Origin of the sequence: Pseudomonas sp. Leaf434 (assembly GCF_001425545.1) — a bacterium.
Classification (GTDB): Bacteria; Pseudomonadota; Gammaproteobacteria; order Pseudomonadales; family Pseudomonadaceae; genus Aquipseudomonas; species Aquipseudomonas siliginis.
Map to the genome: position 1 here is coordinate 229,951 of NZ_LMQZ01000010.1, position 17,916 is coordinate 247,866.

A 17,916-nucleotide genomic window follows, 5' to 3' on the forward strand; every position below is an offset into this window, starting at 1 on the left:
TCTACCTCAGCTTCAGGGTGGCAAGGCCGACCAGGACGAGAATCACGGTGATGATCCAGAAACGGACGATCACGCGCGGCTCAGGCCAGCCCTTGAGTTCAAAGTGGTGGTGAATCGGCGCCATGCGGAACACGCGGCGACCGGTCAGCTTAAAGGAGGCAACCTGAATGACCACTGACAGGGTTTCCATCACGAACACGCCGCCCATGATGAACAGGACGATTTCCTGACGGACGATCACCGCGATGGTGCCCAGTGCCGCGCCGAGTGCCAGGGCACCGACGTCGCCCATGAACACCTGCGCTGGATAGGTGTTGAACCAGAGGAAACCGAGACCGGCACCGATCAGCGCACCGCAGAACACGATCAATTCGCCTGCGCCCGGCACGTAAGGAATCAGCAGGTATTCGGCGAATTTCACGTTACCCGACAGGTAGCAGAAAATCCCCAGGCCGCCGCCGACCATCACCGTCGGCATGATCGCCAGGCCGTCGAGGCCGTCAGTCAGGTTGACCGCGTTGCTCGAACCGACAATCACGAAGTAGGTCAGCACGATGAAACCGGCGCCCAGCGGGATGCTGTAGTCCTTGAGCATCGGCAGGATCAGTGTGGTTTCCACCGGCGTCGCGGCAGTCATATAAAGGAAGATCGCAGCGCCGAGGCCGAACACCGACTGCCAGAAATACTTCCAGCGGCTCGGCAGGCCACGGGAGTTTTTCTCGATGACTTTGCGGTAATCGTCGACCCAGCCGATGGCGCCGAACAGCAGGGTCACCAGCAGCACCACCCAGACGTAGCGGTTGCTCAAGTCAGCCCAGAGCAAGGTGCTGACGCCGATCGAAGACAGAATCAGCGCGCCACCCATGGTCGGGGTGCCGGATTTGGACAGGTGCGATTGCGGGCCGTCGTTGCGCACCGATTGGCCGATCTGACGGTTCTGCAGAGTACGGATCATCCACGGGCCATAGCACAGCGACAAGACCAGCGCGGTCAGCACACCGAGAATCCCGCGCAGGGTCAGGTACTGGAAGACCGCGAAGCCTTTGTAGAACTGTTGCAGATACTCCGCTAGCAGCAGCAGCATTAATGTTTCTCCAGACTGGACCCGCACAGAGCCGCAACGATGTTTTCCATCGCTGCGCTGCGCGAACCCTTGATCAAAATGGTGGTGTTTGTGTCCTGCTCGGCGGCGAGGGCCTGGATCAGCTCGGCCTGGGTGCCGAAGTGCTGCGCCTGCTCACCGAAAGCGTTTACCGCGTGGACCATGTTCGGCCCGACCGCGTAAAGCGCAGAAACCTTGCCTCGGGCGTACTCGCCCACGTCGCGGTGCCCCTGCTCCGCCCAGTCGCCCAACTCGCCGATATCGCCGAGCACCAGGACGGTGCGGCCGGAAAAGCCGGCGAGTATATCAACGGCCGCGCACATCGAGGTGGGGTTTGCGTTGTAGGTGTCATCGATCACGCGCATGCCGTTTTTTGCCAGTTGCGCGACGGTGCGCCCCTTGACCGGTTGCACCGCGCCCAGCCCGGTGGCGATGCCGAACAGCGACACGCCCAAGGCGTGGGCAGCAGCGGCGGCAGCCAGGGCATTGGCGACGTTATGGGTACCGAGCAGGTTCAGTTGCACGCGCTCACTGCCTTCAGGGGTGTGCAGGTTGAACGCCGGGCAACCGCGGGCATCAGTGGCCAGATCGCTGGCGTGGAAATTCGCCTCGCTGTTGCTCAGGGCGAAGGTCAGCACCTGACGACCGGCAGCGCGGGTCTTCCAGATACCGAAAGCCTTGTCATCGAGGTTGAGCACGGCGATGCCATCGGCGGCCAGGCCTTCGATGATTTCACCTTTGGCTTCGACGATTTTTTCCGGACCGCCGAACTCACCGACGTGAGCGGTGCCGGCGTTGTTCAGGATCGCTACGTGCGGCTTGGTCAGGCCGACGGTGTAAGCGATCTCGCCCAGACGTGAAGCGCCCAGTTCGATGACAGCCGAGGTGTGTTCCGGCGCCAGTTCGATCAGGGTCAGCGGGACGCCGAGGTCGTTGTTCAGGTTGCCACGGGTCGCCAGCACCGGACCGCGCGTGCGCAGGATGCTCGCGAGCATTTCCTTGACCGTGGTCTTGCCACTGGAACCGGTCACCGCCGCCACTGGCTGGGTGAACGCAGCACGGTTCAACGCGCCGAGTTGGCCCAGCGCCTGACGGGTGTCCTTGACCAGCAATTGCGGCAGCGCGCTGTCGGCGACTTCGCGCTCGACCAGTGCCGCCACGGCGCCTTTGCCGGCAACGTCGTTCAGATAATCATGACCGTCGAAACGCGGGCCGGTCAGGGCGATGAACAACTGGCCGGGCTGGATCGCACGGCTGTCGATGCTGACGCCGTCGAAACTCGCATCAGCGCCGATCAAACGGGCTTCGAGGACGTTGGTCAGTTCACTGAGTGTCAGGGCCTTAAGCATGGGCCACCTCCCACGCGGTCAGAGCATGATCAGCCTCGACCAGATCGGAGAAGGCATGGCGCACGCCGTTGATTTCCTGATAGTCCTCGTGACCTTTGCCGGCGAGAACAATCACGTCGTCAGCGGTCGCGCCGGCGATAAGTTGTGCGATGGCCTGGCCGCGACCGGCGACGAAAGTGACTTTATCCACAGCGGTGAAACCGGCGCGGATGTCGTCGAAGATCACTGCCGGATCTTCAGTGCGCGGGTTGTCGTCGGTGACTAACACTTGGTCAGCCAGACGCTCGACCACTTCGGCCATCAACGGGCGTTTGCCGCGATCACGATCGCCACCGCAACCGAACAGGCACAGGAGCTGGCCTTTGACGTGCGGGCGCAGTGCTGTGAGAACTTTTTCCAGTGCATCAGGGGTGTGGCCGTAATCGACCACCACCAACGGCTGCGTGCCACCACCCAGACGCTGCATGCGACCGGCCGGGCCTTCGAGCTTCGGCAGCACTTTGAGAATTTCGTCGAGGGCGTAATCCAGACCGAGCAAGGCGCCGACTGCGGCCAGCACGTTACTCAGGTTGAAACGACCAAGCAGCGTACTGCGCAGGTGATGCTCGCCCTGCGGCGTGACCAGCGTGGCGCGTACACCATGGTCGTCGAACTGCGCTTCGCGGCAGAACAGGTAGGCACTGCTGTCGAGCAGGCTGTAGGTGATCAAACGCGACTCGCGTTTTTCCGCCGCCAGTTGCCGGCCGAAATCGTCGTCGAGGTTGACCACGCGGCACTTCAGGTCATTCCAGGCGAACAGCCGGGCCTTGGCCTCGGCGTACGCCTGCATGGTGCCGTGATAATCCAGATGATCGCGGGACAGGTTGGTCATCACCGCCACGTCGAACGCCAGCGCGGTGACCCGGCCCTGATCCAGACCGTGGGACGAGACTTCCATGGCCACGGCTTTGGCACCGGCCTTTTTCAGGTCACCCAGGGTCGCTTGCACGGCAATCGGGTTCGGCGTGGTGTGCAGGCCGCTTTCCAGCGCGCCGTAGAAACCGGAACCCAGCGTACCGACGATGCCGCAATGCTGGCCGAGCAGATCCAGCGCCTGCGCGACCAGTTGGGTCACGCTGGTCTTGCCATTGGTGCCGGTGACACCGATCAGGTTCAGGTGATGACTCGGCTCACCGTAAAAACGCCCGGCGATGTCCGACAGTTGCGCCGCCAGACCCTTGACCGGAATCAGCGGCACGTCAGTGATCGGCAGCACGGTGGCGCCTTCGACTTCATAAGCCACGGCAGCCGCGCCGCGTTGCAAGGCATCCGCGATATGCGCACGGCCATCGAAACGGCCGCCGGGCACGGCGAGAAACAAGTCGCCGGCGCGCACGTTGCGGCTGTCCAGCGCCAGTTCACGGATCAACAGATCGTGGCCGGCGTGGGGGAATATCTTGTTCAGACTTAATGACATCAGCCGCGCCCTCCATTGGCTTTCAGCGGAACGACCGGGGTGGCGTTGGCCTGTTGCGTAGTCGGCAGGTTGTCCGGGGTCACGTTCATCAGGCGCAGGGTGCCGGACATCACACGGCTGAATACCGGCGCGGACACCAGACCACCGAAGTAACCGGCCTTGGTTGGCTCATCAATCACCACAACAATGGCGTAACGCGGATCGCTCATCGGGCCGAAGCCGGCGAACAGTGAGCGGTAGGAGTTTTCCGCGTAGCCCTTGGTGCCGACCGAAGTCTTGCGCGCGGTACCCGACTTGCCGCCGACGTGATAAGCCGGCACCTGCGCACGGAACACGCCGCGCGGCGCTTCGATTACCTGCTGCAACATGCCCTGCATGGTTTTCGCCACGGCTTCCGGCAGCACTTGGGTGGTCTGCGGCATCTTGTCGGTTTTGATCAGGGTCAGTGGCGCGAGACGACCGTTGTTGGCCAGCGCCGAGAACGCGTGTACCAACTGGATCGCGGTCACGGAAATACCGTAGCCGTAAGACAAGGTTGCAGTTTCAGCCTTGCGCCATTCGCGGTAGTTGGGCAGATTGCCGACACGTTCGCCGGGGAAGCCCAGGCCGGTGTCCTGACCGAGGCCGACTTTCTGCGCGAGACGGAAAATGGTTTCGCCGCCGATATCGAAGGCGACCTTGCTCATGCCGACGTTACTGGAATTGATCAGGATGCCGGTCAGATCGAGCACTGGCCCTTCGGTCTTCGACACGTCTTTGATGGTGTATTTGCCGATCTGCAACGAGCCCGGATACACCTCGACGGTGTCGCTCGGTTTCCAGCGGCCGGTTTCGATCGCCGCGCTCATGGAAATCGCTTTCATGGTCGAACCCGGCTCGAACACGTCGATCATGGCGCGGTTGCGCATCATCGCCGGTTGCAGGTTGCGACGGTTGTTCGGGTTGTAGGTCGGCTGGTTGACCATGGCCAGGATCTCGCCGGTCTTCACGTCCATGATCACCAGACTGCCGGCCTTGGCGCCGTTCTCGATGATCGCGTTGCGCAGTTCGCGGTTGGCCAGGTATTGCAGACGCAGGTCAATCGACAACGCCAAGGGCTTGCCGGCCTTGGCGTTTTTGGTGACCTGAACATCCTTGATCAGCCGGCCACGGCGATCCTTGATGACTTGTCGTTTGCCCGGCACCCCGGCCAGCCATTCGTCATAGGCCAGCTCGACGCCTTCACGACCGTGATCGTCGATATCGGTAAAGCCGACCATGTGCGCGGTGACTTCACCGGCCGGGTAGAAGCGGCGGAACTCTTCGATGCCATAGACGCCCGGCACTTTCAGGTCGAGCACAGCCTGACCCTGCTCGGGGGTCAGCCCGCGCACCAGATAAATGAATTCTTTGTTGGCCTGGGCTTCGAGGCGTTCGCTCAGGGCTTTCGGGTTCTGGCCCAGCGCAGCGGCGAGCGCCGGCCACTTCTCTTTGGCCGACTGCATTTCCTTGGCATTGGCCCACAGCGTAGTCACCGGCGTACTGACCGCCAGAGGCTCGCCATTACGGTCGGTGATCAGGCCACGGTGCGCCGGAATCGGAATATGCCGCAGGCTGCGCGCATCGCCCTGCCCTTTGAGGAAGTCACGGTCGACCACTTGCAGGTCGATGATGCGCCAGCAGATCGCCGCGACCATCAGACCGAGCAGCGCCACCATCAGGCGGAAGCGCCATGGGAACAGCGCGCCTTCGAGTTTCATCATGGCGCCACCATCTTCACGTCAGCCGCGCCAGGTATGTGCATCTTCAGTTGTTCGGTGGCCAGCACTTCGATGCGGCTGTGCGCAGTCCAGGTGCTCTGCTCGAGAATCAAGCGGCCCCACTCGGCCTGCGCCTTGTCGCGCACGCTGAGTTCGTTATAAAGGGTGTTGAGCAACTGCCGGTTCCAGTGCGCGCTGTACGACACGGCAATGGCCGAAAACAGCACGCCGATAAACAGCAGCAGCATCAGAAAGCTGCCGCCCGGCAGTGGTTTGGCGAAAAGCTTGCTCACCGCAACTTCTCCGCGACACGCATGACGGCGCTACGGGAACGTGGGTTGGCTTTGAGTTCGGCGTCGGAGGCCGTCTGCGCTTTGCCGTGGATTTTGATTTTCGGTTCGAAGGCGACGTGGCGAACCGGCAGGTTGCGCGGCAAATTGTCGGCCTCGCCTTTCACCAGCTTGCGCATGAACAGTTTGACGATGCGGTCTTCCAGCGAGTGGAAGCTGATCACCACCAGACGGCCGCCAACTTCCAGCGCTTCCAGCGCGGCGTCGAGACCGGCTTCCAGATCGCCGAGTTCGTTATTGACGTGAATGCGCAACCCCTGGAACGCGCGGGTGGCCGGGTTCTTGCCCTTTTCCCACGCCGGGTTGGCGACTTTCAGCACTTCGGCCAGATCGGCGGTGCGCTCGAACGGCTTGATGTCACGACGCTCGGCAACGGCACGGGCCATACGCCCGGAGAAACGTTCTTCGCCGTATTCCTTGAACACCCGGGCGATTTCTTCCACAGGCGCGGTGTTGACGAATTCGGCAGCGCTGATGCCACGGGACGGGTCCATGCGCATGTCCAGCGGCCCGTCATTGAGGAAACTGAAGCCGCGCTCGGCGTCATCGAGCTGCGGCGAAGACACACCGAGGTCGAGCAGAATGCCGCTGACCTTGCCGGTCAGGCCTTGCTCGGCAACCACCGAACCGAGCTCGGCAAAGCTGCGCTGCACAACGACAAAGCGGCCGTCTTCGGCCGCTAGCGTTTGCCCGGTGGCAATCGCTTGAGGATCCTTGTCGAATCCGATGAGTCGACCGTCCGGCCCGAGCTGGCTGAGGATCAACCGACTGTGCCCGCCGCGCCCGAACGTGCCATCCAGATAGCAGCCATCAGCACGTACGGCGAGAGCCTCGACGGCTTCGTCAAGCAGTACGGTGATGTGGTTAAAGCCGCTATCAATAGTCACAGGATCAAATCACGCAGTTCATCAGGCATCGCGCCCGGTTGTTGAATAGCAGCAAGGTCACCGGCAGATACCGCATTCCATGCATCCTCGTCCCACAATTGGAACTTGTTCAGTTGGCCGACCAGCATCGCGCGCTTATCGAGCTTGGCGTATTCGCGCAAACGCGGCGGAACCAGGAAACGACCACTGCCATCGAGTTCGAGGTCGACGGCATTACCAATCAATAAACGTTGCAGGCGACGGTTCTCTTCGCGAAGCGAAGGGAGTGCGCGCAACTTGGTTTCAATAATTTCCCACTCATCGAGCGGATAGACACACAGACATGGATCAACGGCATCAATGGTCACGATCAATTGGCCGGAACTGCGCGAATCGAGCTCGTCACGGTACCGGCTCGGCATGGCGAGACGGCCCTTTGCATCGAGACTGATAGCGTTAGCTCCGCGAAACACGTCAGCGTTTCTCCAATTTTTATCGTTTTGAGCTCAAAAAACCCACTTCATGCCACTTTCCGCCACTTGCGCACACTATAGGAATGCGCCCACCACACCGTCAAGGCGCGGATTAAAGGAAAAGCCTTACAGAACGGAGATTTAGCGACGTAAAAGGAGGCTTAACGAGAATCTGACGTGAAGTTTTGGTCAATAACTTGATGCAGCACTGAAAGCTGCGCTCGAAAGTTAAAGTAGTTTGTTAAGAGTAAGATTTTTTCGGTATTACAAAGGCGCTTCGGCTGTTGATTGAAGCAGGGTGGGAAAAGGCTATTACCGCGTTTGCCGCTGCCGGAATTTCAGACCAGGCCGGCTGATATTACACAGCCGCGTCTTCTTTGTTTCAAGCAGGGAAAGAAAAAGGTGGAGAGTCGATCTGTAAGCCGGGTTCTGTCTTGAACAGTCATTCGTCTACGATGGCCATCACTGGACATCTTTAGCAACCTACCCGGTCCCAGCGCGGGCCACGCCTTGGGACCCTATTTGGTCTTGCTCCAAGTGGGGTTTACCTAGCCACGAACTGTTGCCAGACGTGCGGTGCGCTCTTACCGCACCTTTTCACCCTTACCGGCGCTTGCGCGCTTAGGCGGTTATTTTCTGTGGCACTTTCCGTAGGCTCACGCCTCCCAGGCATTACCTGGCACTTCGCCCTATGGAGCCCGGACTTTCCTCCCCCCCCTAATTTTCATAGAGGGCAGCGACTGTCCGATCGACTCTCCGCCGCGAAGGTTAACGGCAGAGCGCCGGAAGAACAAGCGCTAAAACCCTCAAGAACGCCATGGGCGACGGCTTACACGCCTTTCTGTTTATCCAGCGCCACCTGATACAACACGTTTTTGCGCTCGCCAGTGATTTGCGCTGCCAGTGCGGCGGCGCGCTTGAGCGGCATTTCCTCAAGCAGCAAATCGAGGATGCGCATGGCTTCGCTGCTGACCGCGTCCTCCGACTCCGGCGCCGTCCAGCCGGCCACCAGAACCACGCACTCGCCGCGCTGCTGATTGCTGTCGGACTCGACGAACGCACGCAGTTCGCTGAGCGGCAGGCCTTTGAGGGTTTCGAAGGTTTTGGTGATTTCCCGCGCCAGCAGAGCCTGACGCTCGCCGCCAAACACTGCTTCCATATCCTGCAGGCATTCGAGAATGCGATGCGGCGCTTCATAGAAAATCAGCGTGCGCGGTTCTTCTTTAACCGCTTCCAGACGCGCTTTGCGTCCGACCGACTTGGCCGGCAGGAAACCTTCGAAGATAAAACGGTCGGACGGCAATCCCGCCGCCGACAGCGCCGCGATCAAAGCGCAGGCACCCGGCACTGGCACCACGTTGATGCCGGCGGCACGGGCCTGACGCACCAGGTGATAACCCGGATCGGAGATAAGCGGCGTGCCGGCATCGGAGATCAGCGCGACGTTGTCGCCCGCCAGCAATCGGGTAATAAAGCGGCTACCCTCATCCCGTTCGTTGTGTTCGTGACATGCGGCCAGCGGCGTACCGATGCCGAAGTGCTGCATCAGGCGCGCCGAATGCCGGGTGTCTTCCGCTGCAATCAGCGCCACTTCACGCAGGATTTTCAAGGCCCGGGCGCTGATGTCGTCCAGGTTGCCGATGGGCGTCGCCACCACATAAAGCGAGCCAGCAGCGGAATTCAAAGGACCTGGAGCAGTCAAAGCGCACACCTCGTGATCGGTAAAAGCGGCCATTGTAGCGCGTCATGAGGCTTGCGATGCGCTCCCGCCGAGTGCGGTTTTTCGCCCGGTTGTGCGCTGCCGCAACATTTACTCCAGCTAAATTGACCGATTCACGCCAGTAACATCGCGCCCCGGCCAGTGCTTGGGTACAATTCCACGCTAATTTGATCGAGTATCAGGAACACTTACATGATCGCTTGCCTGCGGCTGTTCACTGCCCTCTGCCTCGCTGCCTTGTTGGCCGCGTGTGCCAGCTCCCCTTCCTCCAGCCTTGGCGAACTTCCACGGACTCCGGACGCCAGCATCGAGCAACTGCTCGAACAGGCTGCCCAGGCTAAAACCCCGGAACAAGCCGCCCTGCTGCGCCTGAGCGCAGCAGACCAGGCTTATCGCCAAGGCAATGCCGGCCAGTCCGCGCAAATCCTGCAACAAGTGCCGGTGGAGCAACTCAAGCCAGGCCAGCAGATTTTCGCCAATACGCTGTCCGCCGAACTGGCCATGACGCGCAATCAGCCTAAAGCTGCGCTGACCGCCCTGAGCCATCCGAGCTTCCAGAAGCTCAGCGAAATGCCGGAAGAGCAGCAAGTGCGCACTGGCACTGTTCACGCCCGCGCCCTTGAAGCCGATGGCCAGACGCTGGCCGCTGCCCGTGAGCGTGTGTTCATTGCACCGATGCTGGAAGGCGAAGCGGCGAGCAAGAACCACGAAGCGATCTGGACCCTGATCGCGTCGCTGCCAACCGATCAATTGCAACCGAACAACACCGACGATCTCGGCGGTTGGATGGCTCTGGCGCAAGCGGTGAAAACCGCAGGCACGCTGGAACAGCAACAAGCCGCAATCGACAACTGGCGTGCGCAGAATCCAAAGCACCCGGCGGCTGTCAACCTGCCGCTGCCATTGACCAAACTCAAGGAACTGGCCAGCCAGCCACTGAGCAAAATCGCCCTGCTGCTGCCACAGGACGGCCAATTGGCGTCGGTCGGCAAAGCGCTGCGTGAAGGCTTCATGGCCGCGCATTATCAGGCGCAACAGGCCGGCCAGAACCCACCTGCCATCGAGTTCTACGACAGCTCGAAGCTGACCTCGATGGACGAGTTCTATCGCAAGGCTCAGGCTGACGGCGTGCAACTGGTAGTCGGCCCACTGGAAAAACCACTGGTCAAGCAACTGAGCACTCGCCCGCAACTGCCGATCACCACCCTGGCGCTGAACTACAGCGAAGGCGAGCAAGGCCCGGCGCAGTTGTTCCAGTTCGGTCTGGCGGCTGAAGACGAAGCTCGCGAAGTTTCCCGTCGCGCCCGTGCCGACGGCCTGCATCGCGCCGCGATCATGGTGCCGAAGGGCGAATGGGGCGATCGCGTCCTACGCGCCTTCAGCCAGGACTGGCAAGCCAATGGCGGCAGCATCGTTGCCACCGAGCGTGTCGATCAGCCGGTGCAACTGGCCCAGCAGATTGCCGACATGTTCCAGCTGCGTCAGAGCGAAGCTCGCGCCAAGAGCCTGCAGAATGTTGCCGGCACCAATGTCGCCGCGCAGCCTTCGCGTCGTCAGGACATCGAATTCATCTTCTTGGCCGCCACGCCGCAACAGGCCCAGCAGATCAAGCCGACCCTGAATTTCCAGTACGCCGGTGACGTGCCGGTCTACGCGACCTCCCACGTCTACAGCGCCAGCGGCGACGTCAATCAGTACAACGACATGAACGGCATTCGCTTCTGCGAAACCCCATGGCTGCTGGAAACCAGCGATCCGCTGCGCCAGCAAGTAGCTGCGCAATGGCCGCAAGCCAATGGCAGCCTCGGTCGCCTGTACGCCATGGGCGCCGATGCCTATCGCCTGGCACCGCGCCTGGGTCAACTCAAGGCCCTGCCGGACAGCCGCATCGAAGGTCAGTCGGGCAGCCTCGGCATGACCCAGACCCAGCGCGTTGTGCGCCAGTTGCCGTGGGCACAGTTCGTCAGCGGTCAGGTGCAGCGCCTGCCGGACACCCCGCGCTGATGCCCGACAGGTCACGCTCGCAAAGCGGCAAGGATGCCGAGCGCCAGGCGCTCGAACATCTGCAACAACAAGGGCTGCGCCTGCTGGCGCAGAACTGGTTATGCAAACGCGGCGAGCTTGATCTGGTCATGCTTGATGGCGATACAGTAGTATTCGTTGAAGTTCGCTACAGAAAAAACACTCAATGGGGTGGCGCGCTCGCCAGTATCGACGAGCGCAAGCAGCAGAAACTGATCTTTGCAGCACAGTATTTTCTTCAGCGCGAGTCGCGTTGGGCCAATTCCCCCTGCCGCTTCGATGTGGTGGCAATCGACAGCCACCCGAATCAGCTGAACTGGTTGCAGAATGCTTTCGACAGTTGATCGCCTGCATCCTGCCCCGTTTTCGTCCGACACATTTTGCTCTTTGCTTTGCCGGCTGCACATTCACGTGCCGAACAGCCGCGCCACTTAAGGTCACACAGATGGACATGCAATCCCGAATTCGCCAGCTATTTCAGGCCAGTATCGACACCAAGCAACAGGCGATGGACGTACTTGCACCGCACATCGAGCAAGCCAGCCAGATCATGGTCAATGCCCTGCTCAACGAAGGCAAAATGCTCTCGTGCGGCAACGGTGGCTCGGCCGGCGATGCCCAGCATTTTTCTTCGGAGCTGCTCAACCGCTTCGAGCGCGAGCGTCCGAGCCTGCCGGCGATTGCGCTGACTACCGACACTTCGACGATCACTTCGATCGCCAACGATTACAGCTACAACGAAGTGTTCTCCAAGCAGATCCGCGCGCTCGGCCAGCCGGGCGATGTGTTGCTGGCGATTTCGACCAGCGGCAACTCGGCGAACATTATTCAAGCGATCCAGGCCGCACATGATCGCGAAATGATTGTCGTAGCTTTGACCGGACGCGATGGCGGCGGCATGGCGTCGCTGCTGTTGCCCGAGGACGTCGAGATTCGCGTACCGGCCAACGTCACTGCACGTATTCAGGAAGTCCACTTGCTGGCGATCCATTGCCTTTGCGATCTGATCGACAGCCAACTGTTCGGGAGTGAAGAATGACCCCTAATCGCCTTGGCCTTCTGGCCTTGACCCTGTGCCTCGGCATCAGCGGCTGCACCTCGGTGGTGAATGCTAGCCGTGAAGCGCCGATCGAAGACGACCGTGGCACGCGCACATTCGGCAGCAAGATCGACGACTCGCTGATCGAGACCAAAGCAGGCGTGAACATCGCCAAGGCCGATCCGGCACTGGACAACGATTCGCACATCGTCATCACCAGCTTCAACGGCGTGGTATTGCTCGCCGGCCAGACTCCGCGCGAAGACCTCAAGGCCAAAGCCGAACAGGCCGCCGCCAATGTCCAGCGCGTGAAGAAGGTGCATAACGAACTGCAAGTGCTACAACCGTCCTCCCTGCTCGCGCGCCAGAACGACGCGTGGCTGACCACCAAGATCAAGACCCAGATGCTCACCGACGCCAGCATTCCTGGCTCGCGCATCAAAGTCGTGACCGAGAACGGCATCGTCTATCTGCTGGGCCTGCTGACCAAACAGGAAGCCACTCAGGCAACCAATCTGGTTCAGGGTGTGTCCGGTGTGCAGAAGATCGTGAAGCTGTTCGAATACATCGACTGACCTGATTACGCAGGAGCTGTGTAGGAGCTGACGAGTGCAACGAGGCTGCGATCTTTTGATCTTGCTTTTAAAAATCAAAAGATCGCAGCCTCCGGCAGCTCCTACACGACCAATGCAGGCACAAAAAAGGCGATCCATCCGGATCGCCTTTTTTTATTTCACAACCTTCAAGCTTGGCCGGCCACTCGGACGTGGCGGCTCGCTGCCCGGTGGCGGCGAGTCGTCATCCGGATCAATGTCTTCCTCGTCGTCCATCGGCAACTCGAGGTCAAACACCATGCCCTGGCCGTTCTCCCGGGCGTAGATGCCCAGGATCGCGCTGATCGGCACGTAGAGACTGTGCGGAACACCGCCGAAGCGGCCTTCGAACGTCACCACGTCGTTATCCATGTGCAGATGACGCACGGCACTGGGCGAGATGTTCAGGACGATCTGGCCGTCACTGGCAAAACCCTGTGGCACCTGCACCGCCGGGTACTCGGAGTTGACCAGCATGTGCGGGGTGCAATCGTTATCCACAATCCACTCGTAGAGCGCGCGGACCAGATAAGGTCGACTGGAGTTCATAGCGGCTCCTTAAGCCTTAGCGCATATCGCGTTCGACACCAGACAGACTTGCCTGGAAAGCCTCACGCGCAAACTGACGCTCCATATAATCAAGCAGCGGCTTGGCCGGCCGCGGCAGTTCAATACCCAGAATCGGCAAACGCCAGAGTATGGGTAATAGGCAGCAATCCACCAGACTTTGTTCCTCACTGAGGAAGAACGGCTTGTCGGCGAACAGCGGCGAAACGCCGGTCAGGCTTTCGCGCAATTCCTTGCGCGCCACGACCCGTGCAGCCTCTTTGCTCTTGGGATCCAGAATCAGATCCACCAGCCCGCACCAGTCACGCTGAATCCTGTGGATCAGCAGACGACTGTTGGCCCGCGCCACCGGATAAACCGGCATCAGCGGCGGGTGCGGGTAACGCTCATCCAGATACTCCATCACCACGGTCGACTCCCACAACGCCAGGTCACGATCGACCAGCGTCGGCAGACTGCCGTAAGGGTTCACCTCAATCAGTTTAGGCGGCTGGCGGCCCGCTTCCACGTAGATGATTTCGGCGCTGACACCCTTCTCTGCAAGCACGATGCGCACTCGGTGGGAATAGTGGTCGGCGGGGTCGGAGTAACAGGCCAACCGATTGGTCACGCCCATGGCGATCCTCCTCGCTTGTTGAATTTGTCGGAACCGGAAAAACGCGCGCGCCCAGAGGGCACCTCCCGCAGGGTCTGACTGAGCAGACCCTGCTTTAGCGGAGGCGCCCTTGGGCGCGCGCGATTAACAGCAATGCTTGAAGCGTATCAGTGCACGTCTTTCCAGTATTCACGCTTGAGCAGGTAGGCGAACACAAAGAAGAACGCCAGGTACAGCAAGACATAAGTACCGATGCGCTGATGTTGCAGCTTAACCGGGTTAGCCGAGTAAGCCAGGAAGGTTACCAGATTCTTGACCTTCTCATCGAACTGCTCTTCGTTCAGAGCACCGGACTTCGGCACGATGGTCAACTGATCACACGCTTCATGAGTCAGCGGCGTGCCGGTCAGCGGATCGTATTGCTTCTTGCCGTCCTCGACGATCTGCACCTGCTTGCAGCCGACGACCTGCCGACCTTGCAGGCCGACCAGCACGTTAGGCATGCCGACGTTCGGGAAGACCTTGTTGTTCACGCCCCATGGACGCGCCGGATCTTCGTAGAACGACTTCAGGTAACCGTACAGCCAGTCGGTGCCGCGTACCCGCGCTACCAGAGTCAGGTCCGGCGGCGCCGCGCCGAACCAGGTCTTGGCGTCGGCCGGCTGCATGCCGATGTTCATGTGGTCGCCAATCTTGGCACCGGTGAATACCAGCTTCTCCAGCATCAACTCGTGCGGAATGCCGAGGTCATCGGCAACGCGCTCGTAACGCTGGAACTTGGCGCTGTGGCACCCCATGCAATAGTTGGCAAAGGTCCGTGCACCATCCTGCAGGGCGGCTTTGTCGGAGACGTCGATATCGACACTTTCCAGTTCCGGGCCATGGCCCCCGGCAGCAAAAGCCAGGGAAGGCAGCGCAGTAAAAATCAGAGCAAGAAATAACTTTTTCATCAGCCAGTCACCCTTTCCGGAACCGGTTTGGTCTTCTCGAGCCGGGTGTAGAACGGCATCAGAATGAAGTAGGCGAAATACAGGAAGGTGCAGACCTGCGACAGCAACGTGCGCCCCGGCGTCGGCGCAAGAACGCCGAGGATGCCGAGAATCACGAAAGAAATGCAGAACACCACCAGCCAGATTTTGCTCATCCAGCCCTTGTAGCGCATCGATCTCACCGGACTGCGATCCAGCCATGGCAGCACGAACAGCACCGCAATCGCCGCGCCCATGGCGATAACGCCCATGAGCTTGTCCGGCACCGCACGCAGGATTGCGTAAAACGGAGTGAAGTACCAGACCGGGGCAATATGCTCAGGCGTCTTGAACGGGTTAGCCGGCTCGAAGTTTGGTTTTTCGAGGAAGTAGCCGCCCATTTCCGGGAAGAAGAACACAATGAAGCAGAAGATGAACAGGAACACCACGACACCGACAATGTCCTTCACCGTGTAGTACGGGTGGAAGGCGATGCCGTCCAGCGGGATACCGTTTTCGTCTTTGTGCTTCTTGATATCGACGCCGTCAGGGTTGTTCGAGCCCACTTCGTGCAGCGCCAGGATGTGCAACACCACCAGACCGAGGATCACGATCGGCAGCGCGACAACGTGCAAGGCGAAGAAGCGGTTCAGGGTGATTCCGGAGATCAGGTAGTCACCACGAATCCACTGGGTCAGGTCATCGCCGATCAGCGGAATCGCGCCGAACAGCGAGATGATCACCTGGGCGCCCCAGTACGACATCTGGCCCCACGGCAGCAGGTAACCCATGAACGCTTCGGCCATCAGCGCCAGGTAGATCAGCATGCCGAACACCCAGACCAGCTCGCGCGGTTTCTGGTACGAACCGTAGAGCAGGCCGCGGAACATGTGCAGATAGACGACGATGAAAAACGCCGAAGCGCCGGTCGAGTGCAGCAGACGCAGGATCGAACCGTACTCGACGTCGCGCATGATGTATTCGACGGAGGCGAAGGCCTCTTCTGCCGACGGCGTGTAGCTCATCGTCAGCCAGACACCGGTGACGATCTGATTGACCAGCACCAGCAGCGCCAGCGAACCGAAGAAATAGAAGAAGTTGAAGTTTTTTGGTGCGTAATATTTGCTGAGATGGTCTTCCCACATTTTGGTCGCGGGAAAGCGCGCATCAACCCAATCCATGAACTTGCTCATCACGCTTTCTCCGTATCGACGCCAATGACAATCAGCTCATCGGTCTCATAGGAATGCGGGGGAACTGGCAGGTTCAAAGGCGCAGGTTGCGACTTGTAGACGCGGCCAGCCAGATCGTAGTGGGAGCCGTGGCACGGGCAGAAATAGCCGCCTACCCAGTCTTTGCCCAGATCCGCAGGTGCCACTTCGGGACGGAAGGTCGGTGAGCACCCCAGGTGCGTACAGATCCCGATCAGCAGGAGAATCTCCGGCTTGATCGAGCGTACTTCCGGGTCGACATAAGTGGGTTGCGTGGAGTTTTTGGAGGTCGGATCGGAGAGCTGACCCTCGATCTTCTTGAGATTCCCCAGGATTTCCTCGGTACGGCGGACAATGAACACCGGCTGGCCGCGCCATTCAGCAATCATCTGCTGGCCTGGCTCGATTTTGCTGACATTCACTTTCACCGGTGCACCGGCAGCTTTCGCCTTGGCACTGGGAAACCATGACCCCACGAACGGGACCGCAGCCCCCACCGCTCCTGCAGCACCGACCACGGATGTGGCTGCCACCAGGAAGCGACGCCGGCCTGCATTCACGCCGTCATTGCTCATTCAGTCCTCTCCCATCAGCTTTTTTGGCCTGTTAAATCAGGCGTCTACTAAATAAATCAAATGTTACTTATAAAAATTTTGCCCGAATGGTAATGAAAACCCCCAATTCTGACAAGGTTAATTCCCCGGGGCTCAACCCCTCAAGCCTTGGAGTATAGGGGGTCTACGGCTGTGGCAAGTTGTCACAACGCAATTCTTTGATAAATCGCACGCATAAAAAAACGCCCGCTTCCGTGAGGAGGCGGGCGTTCTTTTTTGAACGTGGAAGCGGAATTAACGCTTCGAGTACTGCGGACGCTTACGCGCTTTACGCAGACCAACTTTCTTACGTTCAACTTCACGGGCGTCGCGGGTAACGAAGCCAGCTTTGCGCAGAGCGCTACGCAGGGTTTCGTCGTAGTCCATCAGAGCGCGGGTGATGCCGTGGCGGATTGCGCCAGCCTGACCACTTACACCACCGCCGATCACGGTGACGTAGATGTCGAACTTCTCGACAGTCTCGGTCAGCTCCAGCGGCTGACGAACTACCATGCGGGCAGTTTCGCGGCCGAAGAAGTTATCCAGCGAACGGTTGTTGATGGAGATGTTACCAGTACCCGGACGCAGGAAAACGCGTGCGGTTGCGGTCTTGCGACGGCCAGTGCCGTAATTTTGAGTCGCCGACATAATGAACTATTCCGTTAAATCTTCAGTTCTTGGGGCTGCTGAGCAGTATGAGGGTGTGCAGCGCCCGCATAGACTTTCAGCTTACGGTACATGTCGCGACCCAGTGGGTTTTTAGGCAGCATGCCTTTAACCGCGGTCTCGATCACGCGCTCAGGGGCTTTGGCGATCAGCTTTTCAAAGTTGATCGACTTGATGCCGCCCGGGAAACCGGAGTGGGAGTAGTACATTTTGTCAGTGGTTTTAGCGCCGGTAACACGGATCTGCTCGGCGTTGATGACGACGATGTAGTCGCCGGTGTCAACGTGAGGAGTGTACTCAGGCTTGTGCTTGCCACGCAGACGGCTCGCGATTTCGGTGGCCAGACGACCCAGGGTCTGACCAGCAGCGTCGACGACAAACCAGTCGCGCTTTACTGTTTCCGGTTTAGCAGTAAAAGTTTTCATTCTTTATAGCCTCAGGGGCCGCCTGTAAATAAGACGGCGGATCTTACTGAATAGTGCGTACTTTGACAAGTCAAAGGCAGCCGGATACAGACGCTTTCGGGGGCTCGGGTCGGCGCGTCCGTTCAACGGCAAGATTCTTCGGCGGCGGCGCATCACTTCCACTGCAGAAAGAGGTCGGCAAT

General features: G+C 59.8%; 19 protein-coding genes and 1 other RNA gene. 4 read left to right on the plus strand and 16 right to left on the minus strand.

Annotated elements, in window-relative coordinates; genetic code table 11:
- Window position 1: 1 nt before the first annotated feature.
- The 9 genes from mraY to rsmI all read right to left on the minus strand — a co-directional run bounded on the left by mraY (window position 2) and on the right by rsmI (window position 9,070).
- Entirely contained in the window at window positions 2-1,084 is a 1,083-nt protein-coding gene (gene mraY, locus ASG55_RS21560; RefSeq protein WP_016773275.1) for a phospho-N-acetylmuramoyl-pentapeptide-transferase, read from the minus strand.
- Complete coding sequence (locus tag ASG55_RS21565; protein ID WP_056790214.1) at window positions 1,084-2,451, minus strand: UDP-N-acetylmuramoyl-tripeptide--D-alanyl-D-alanine ligase; 1,368 nt, start codon at window positions 2,449-2,451, stop codon at window positions 1,084-1,086. Before ASG55_RS21565 ends, mraY begins: the two co-directional genes overlap by 1 nt.
- Window positions 2,444-3,907 carry a UDP-N-acetylmuramoyl-L-alanyl-D-glutamate--2,6-diaminopimelate ligase gene (locus ASG55_RS21570; RefSeq protein WP_056790216.1) on the minus strand — a complete coding sequence of 488 codons (1,464 nt, stop codon included), beginning with the start codon at window positions 3,905-3,907 and terminating at the stop codon, window positions 2,444-2,446. The genes ASG55_RS21565 and ASG55_RS21570 overlap by 8 nt, the downstream gene beginning before the upstream one ends.
- Window positions 3,907-5,646 (minus strand): peptidoglycan D,D-transpeptidase FtsI family protein, encoded by a 1,740-nt coding sequence (locus ASG55_RS21575; RefSeq protein WP_174823877.1) that lies wholly within the window; start codon window positions 5,644-5,646, stop codon window positions 3,907-3,909. Before ASG55_RS21575 ends, ASG55_RS21570 begins: the two co-directional genes overlap by 1 nt.
- On the minus strand, window positions 5,646-5,939 hold the full coding sequence (ftsL, locus tag ASG55_RS21580; RefSeq protein WP_016773269.1) for a cell division protein FtsL: 294 nt from the start codon (window positions 5,937-5,939) through the stop codon (window positions 5,646-5,648). Before ftsL ends, ASG55_RS21575 begins: the two co-directional genes overlap by 1 nt.
- Entirely contained in the window at window positions 5,936-6,883 is a 948-nt protein-coding gene (gene rsmH / locus ASG55_RS21585) for a 16S rRNA (cytosine(1402)-N(4))-methyltransferase RsmH (RefSeq protein ID WP_056790219.1), read from the minus strand. The genes ftsL and rsmH overlap by 4 nt, the downstream gene beginning before the upstream one ends.
- Window positions 6,880-7,335 (minus strand): division/cell wall cluster transcriptional repressor MraZ, encoded by a 456-nt coding sequence (gene mraZ / locus ASG55_RS21590; protein ID WP_056790222.1) that lies wholly within the window; start codon window positions 7,333-7,335, stop codon window positions 6,880-6,882. Before mraZ ends, rsmH begins: the two co-directional genes overlap by 4 nt.
- A gap of 402 nt (window positions 7,336-7,737) precedes the next feature.
- Window positions 7,738-8,091, minus strand: an RNA gene (rnpB, locus tag ASG55_RS22090) — RNase P RNA component class A.
- 73 nt (window positions 8,092-8,164) lie between these two features.
- Window positions 8,165-9,070 carry a 16S rRNA (cytidine(1402)-2'-O)-methyltransferase gene (gene rsmI, locus ASG55_RS21595; protein ID WP_016773267.1) on the minus strand — a complete coding sequence of 302 codons (906 nt, stop codon included), beginning with the start codon at window positions 9,068-9,070 and terminating at the stop codon, window positions 8,165-8,167.
- 177 nt (window positions 9,071-9,247) lie between these two features.
- Here rsmI and ASG55_RS21600 point away from each other — a divergent pair, with 177 nt between their 5' ends.
- From ASG55_RS21600 to ASG55_RS21615, 4 genes are all read left to right on the plus strand, one after another.
- Window positions 9,248-11,059, plus strand: a complete 1,812-nt coding sequence (locus ASG55_RS21600; protein WP_016773266.1) for a penicillin-binding protein activator — start codon at window positions 9,248-9,250, stop codon at window positions 11,057-11,059.
- On the plus strand, window positions 11,059-11,421 hold the full coding sequence (locus ASG55_RS21605; protein ID WP_016773265.1) for a YraN family protein: 363 nt from the start codon (window positions 11,059-11,061) through the stop codon (window positions 11,419-11,421). Before ASG55_RS21600 ends, ASG55_RS21605 begins: the two co-directional genes overlap by 1 nt.
- 101 nt (window positions 11,422-11,522) lie before the next feature.
- Window positions 11,523-12,116, plus strand: coding sequence for a phosphoheptose isomerase (locus ASG55_RS21610; protein ID WP_008082788.1), 594 nt, complete (start codon window positions 11,523-11,525; stop codon window positions 12,114-12,116).
- The gene (locus ASG55_RS21615) at window positions 12,113-12,691 is read left to right on the plus strand and encodes a BON domain-containing protein (RefSeq protein WP_024014250.1); all 579 of its coding nucleotides are present in this window, start codon (window positions 12,113-12,115) and stop codon (window positions 12,689-12,691) included. Before ASG55_RS21610 ends, ASG55_RS21615 begins: the two co-directional genes overlap by 4 nt.
- A gap of 153 nt (window positions 12,692-12,844) precedes the next feature.
- Here the strand turns inward: ASG55_RS21615 and ASG55_RS21620 are convergent, their stop codons facing one another.
- The 7 genes from ASG55_RS21620 to rplM form a co-directional block, all read right to left on the minus strand.
- A complete protein-coding gene (locus ASG55_RS21620) occupies window positions 12,845-13,258 on the minus strand; it encodes a ClpXP protease specificity-enhancing factor (protein WP_016773263.1) in 414 nt (137 codons plus the stop codon).
- Between the two features lie 16 nt (window positions 13,259-13,274).
- Window positions 13,275-13,892, minus strand: coding sequence for a glutathione S-transferase N-terminal domain-containing protein (locus tag ASG55_RS21625; protein ID WP_007961620.1), 618 nt, complete (start codon window positions 13,890-13,892; stop codon window positions 13,275-13,277).
- A gap of 146 nt (window positions 13,893-14,038) precedes the next feature.
- Window positions 14,039-14,821: a cytochrome c1 gene (locus ASG55_RS21630; protein ID WP_016773262.1), complete on the minus strand. Its 783-nt coding sequence runs from the start codon at window positions 14,819-14,821 to the stop codon at window positions 14,039-14,041.
- Window positions 14,821-16,032, minus strand: a complete 1,212-nt coding sequence (locus tag ASG55_RS21635) for a cytochrome b (protein WP_016773261.1) — start codon at window positions 16,030-16,032, stop codon at window positions 14,821-14,823. Before ASG55_RS21635 ends, ASG55_RS21630 begins: the two co-directional genes overlap by 1 nt.
- Window positions 16,032-16,625 carry a ubiquinol-cytochrome c reductase iron-sulfur subunit gene (gene petA, locus ASG55_RS21640; RefSeq protein ID WP_041479967.1) on the minus strand — a complete coding sequence of 198 codons (594 nt, stop codon included), beginning with the start codon at window positions 16,623-16,625 and terminating at the stop codon, window positions 16,032-16,034. Before petA ends, ASG55_RS21635 begins: the two co-directional genes overlap by 1 nt.
- Window positions 16,626-16,898: 273 nt before the next feature.
- Entirely contained in the window at window positions 16,899-17,291 is a 393-nt protein-coding gene (gene rpsI / locus ASG55_RS21645) for a 30S ribosomal protein S9 (protein WP_003228056.1), read from the minus strand.
- Window positions 17,292-17,305: 14 nt separating this feature from the next.
- Window positions 17,306-17,734, minus strand: a complete 429-nt coding sequence (gene rplM / locus ASG55_RS21650) for a 50S ribosomal protein L13 (protein ID WP_003228062.1) — start codon at window positions 17,732-17,734, stop codon at window positions 17,306-17,308.
- Window positions 17,735-17,916: the final 182 nt, after the last annotated feature.

Bases quoted from the DNA above. Each gene is read 5' to 3' on its own strand.
- ASG55_RS21635 (WP_016773261.1), bottom strand. From the start codon at position 16,032: ATGAGCAAGTTCATGGATTGGGTTGATGCGCGCTTTCCCGCGACCAAA.
- ASG55_RS21575 (WP_174823877.1), bottom strand. From the start codon at position 5,646: ATGAAACTCGAAGGCGCGCTGTTCCCATGGCGCTTCCGCCTGATGGTG.
- ASG55_RS21630 (WP_016773262.1), bottom strand. From the start codon at position 14,821: ATGAAAAAGTTATTTCTTGCTCTGATTTTTACTGCGCTGCCTTCCCTG.
- ASG55_RS21565 (WP_056790214.1), bottom strand. From the start codon at position 2,451: ATGCTTAAGGCCCTGACACTCAGTGAACTGACCAACGTCCTCGAAGCC.
- rpsI (WP_003228056.1), bottom strand. From the start codon at position 17,291: ATGTCGGCGACTCAAAATTACGGCACTGGCCGTCGCAAGACCGCAACC.
- ASG55_RS21625 (WP_007961620.1), bottom strand. From the start codon at position 13,892: ATGGGCGTGACCAATCGGTTGGCCTGTTACTCCGACCCCGCCGACCAC.
- petA (WP_041479967.1), bottom strand. From the start codon at position 16,625: ATGAGCAATGACGGCGTGAATGCAGGCCGGCGTCGCTTCCTGGTGGCA.
- ASG55_RS21610 (WP_008082788.1), top strand. From the start codon at position 11,523: ATGGACATGCAATCCCGAATTCGCCAGCTATTTCAGGCCAGTATCGAC.
- mraY (WP_016773275.1), bottom strand. From the start codon at position 1,084: ATGCTGCTGCTGCTAGCGGAGTATCTGCAACAGTTCTACAAAGGCTTC.
- ASG55_RS21570 (WP_056790216.1), bottom strand. From the start codon at position 3,907: ATGTCATTAAGTCTGAACAAGATATTCCCCCACGCCGGCCACGATCTG.
- rsmI (WP_016773267.1), bottom strand. From the start codon at position 9,070: ATGGCCGCTTTTACCGATCACGAGGTGTGCGCTTTGACTGCTCCAGGT.
- ASG55_RS21605 (WP_016773265.1), top strand. From the start codon at position 11,059: ATGCCCGACAGGTCACGCTCGCAAAGCGGCAAGGATGCCGAGCGCCAG.
- ASG55_RS21620 (WP_016773263.1), bottom strand. From the start codon at position 13,258: ATGAACTCCAGTCGACCTTATCTGGTCCGCGCGCTCTACGAGTGGATT.
- ASG55_RS21600 (WP_016773266.1), top strand. From the start codon at position 9,248: ATGATCGCTTGCCTGCGGCTGTTCACTGCCCTCTGCCTCGCTGCCTTG.
- ASG55_RS21615 (WP_024014250.1), top strand. From the start codon at position 12,113: ATGACCCCTAATCGCCTTGGCCTTCTGGCCTTGACCCTGTGCCTCGGC.
- rplM (WP_003228062.1), bottom strand. From the start codon at position 17,734: ATGAAAACTTTTACTGCTAAACCGGAAACAGTAAAGCGCGACTGGTTT.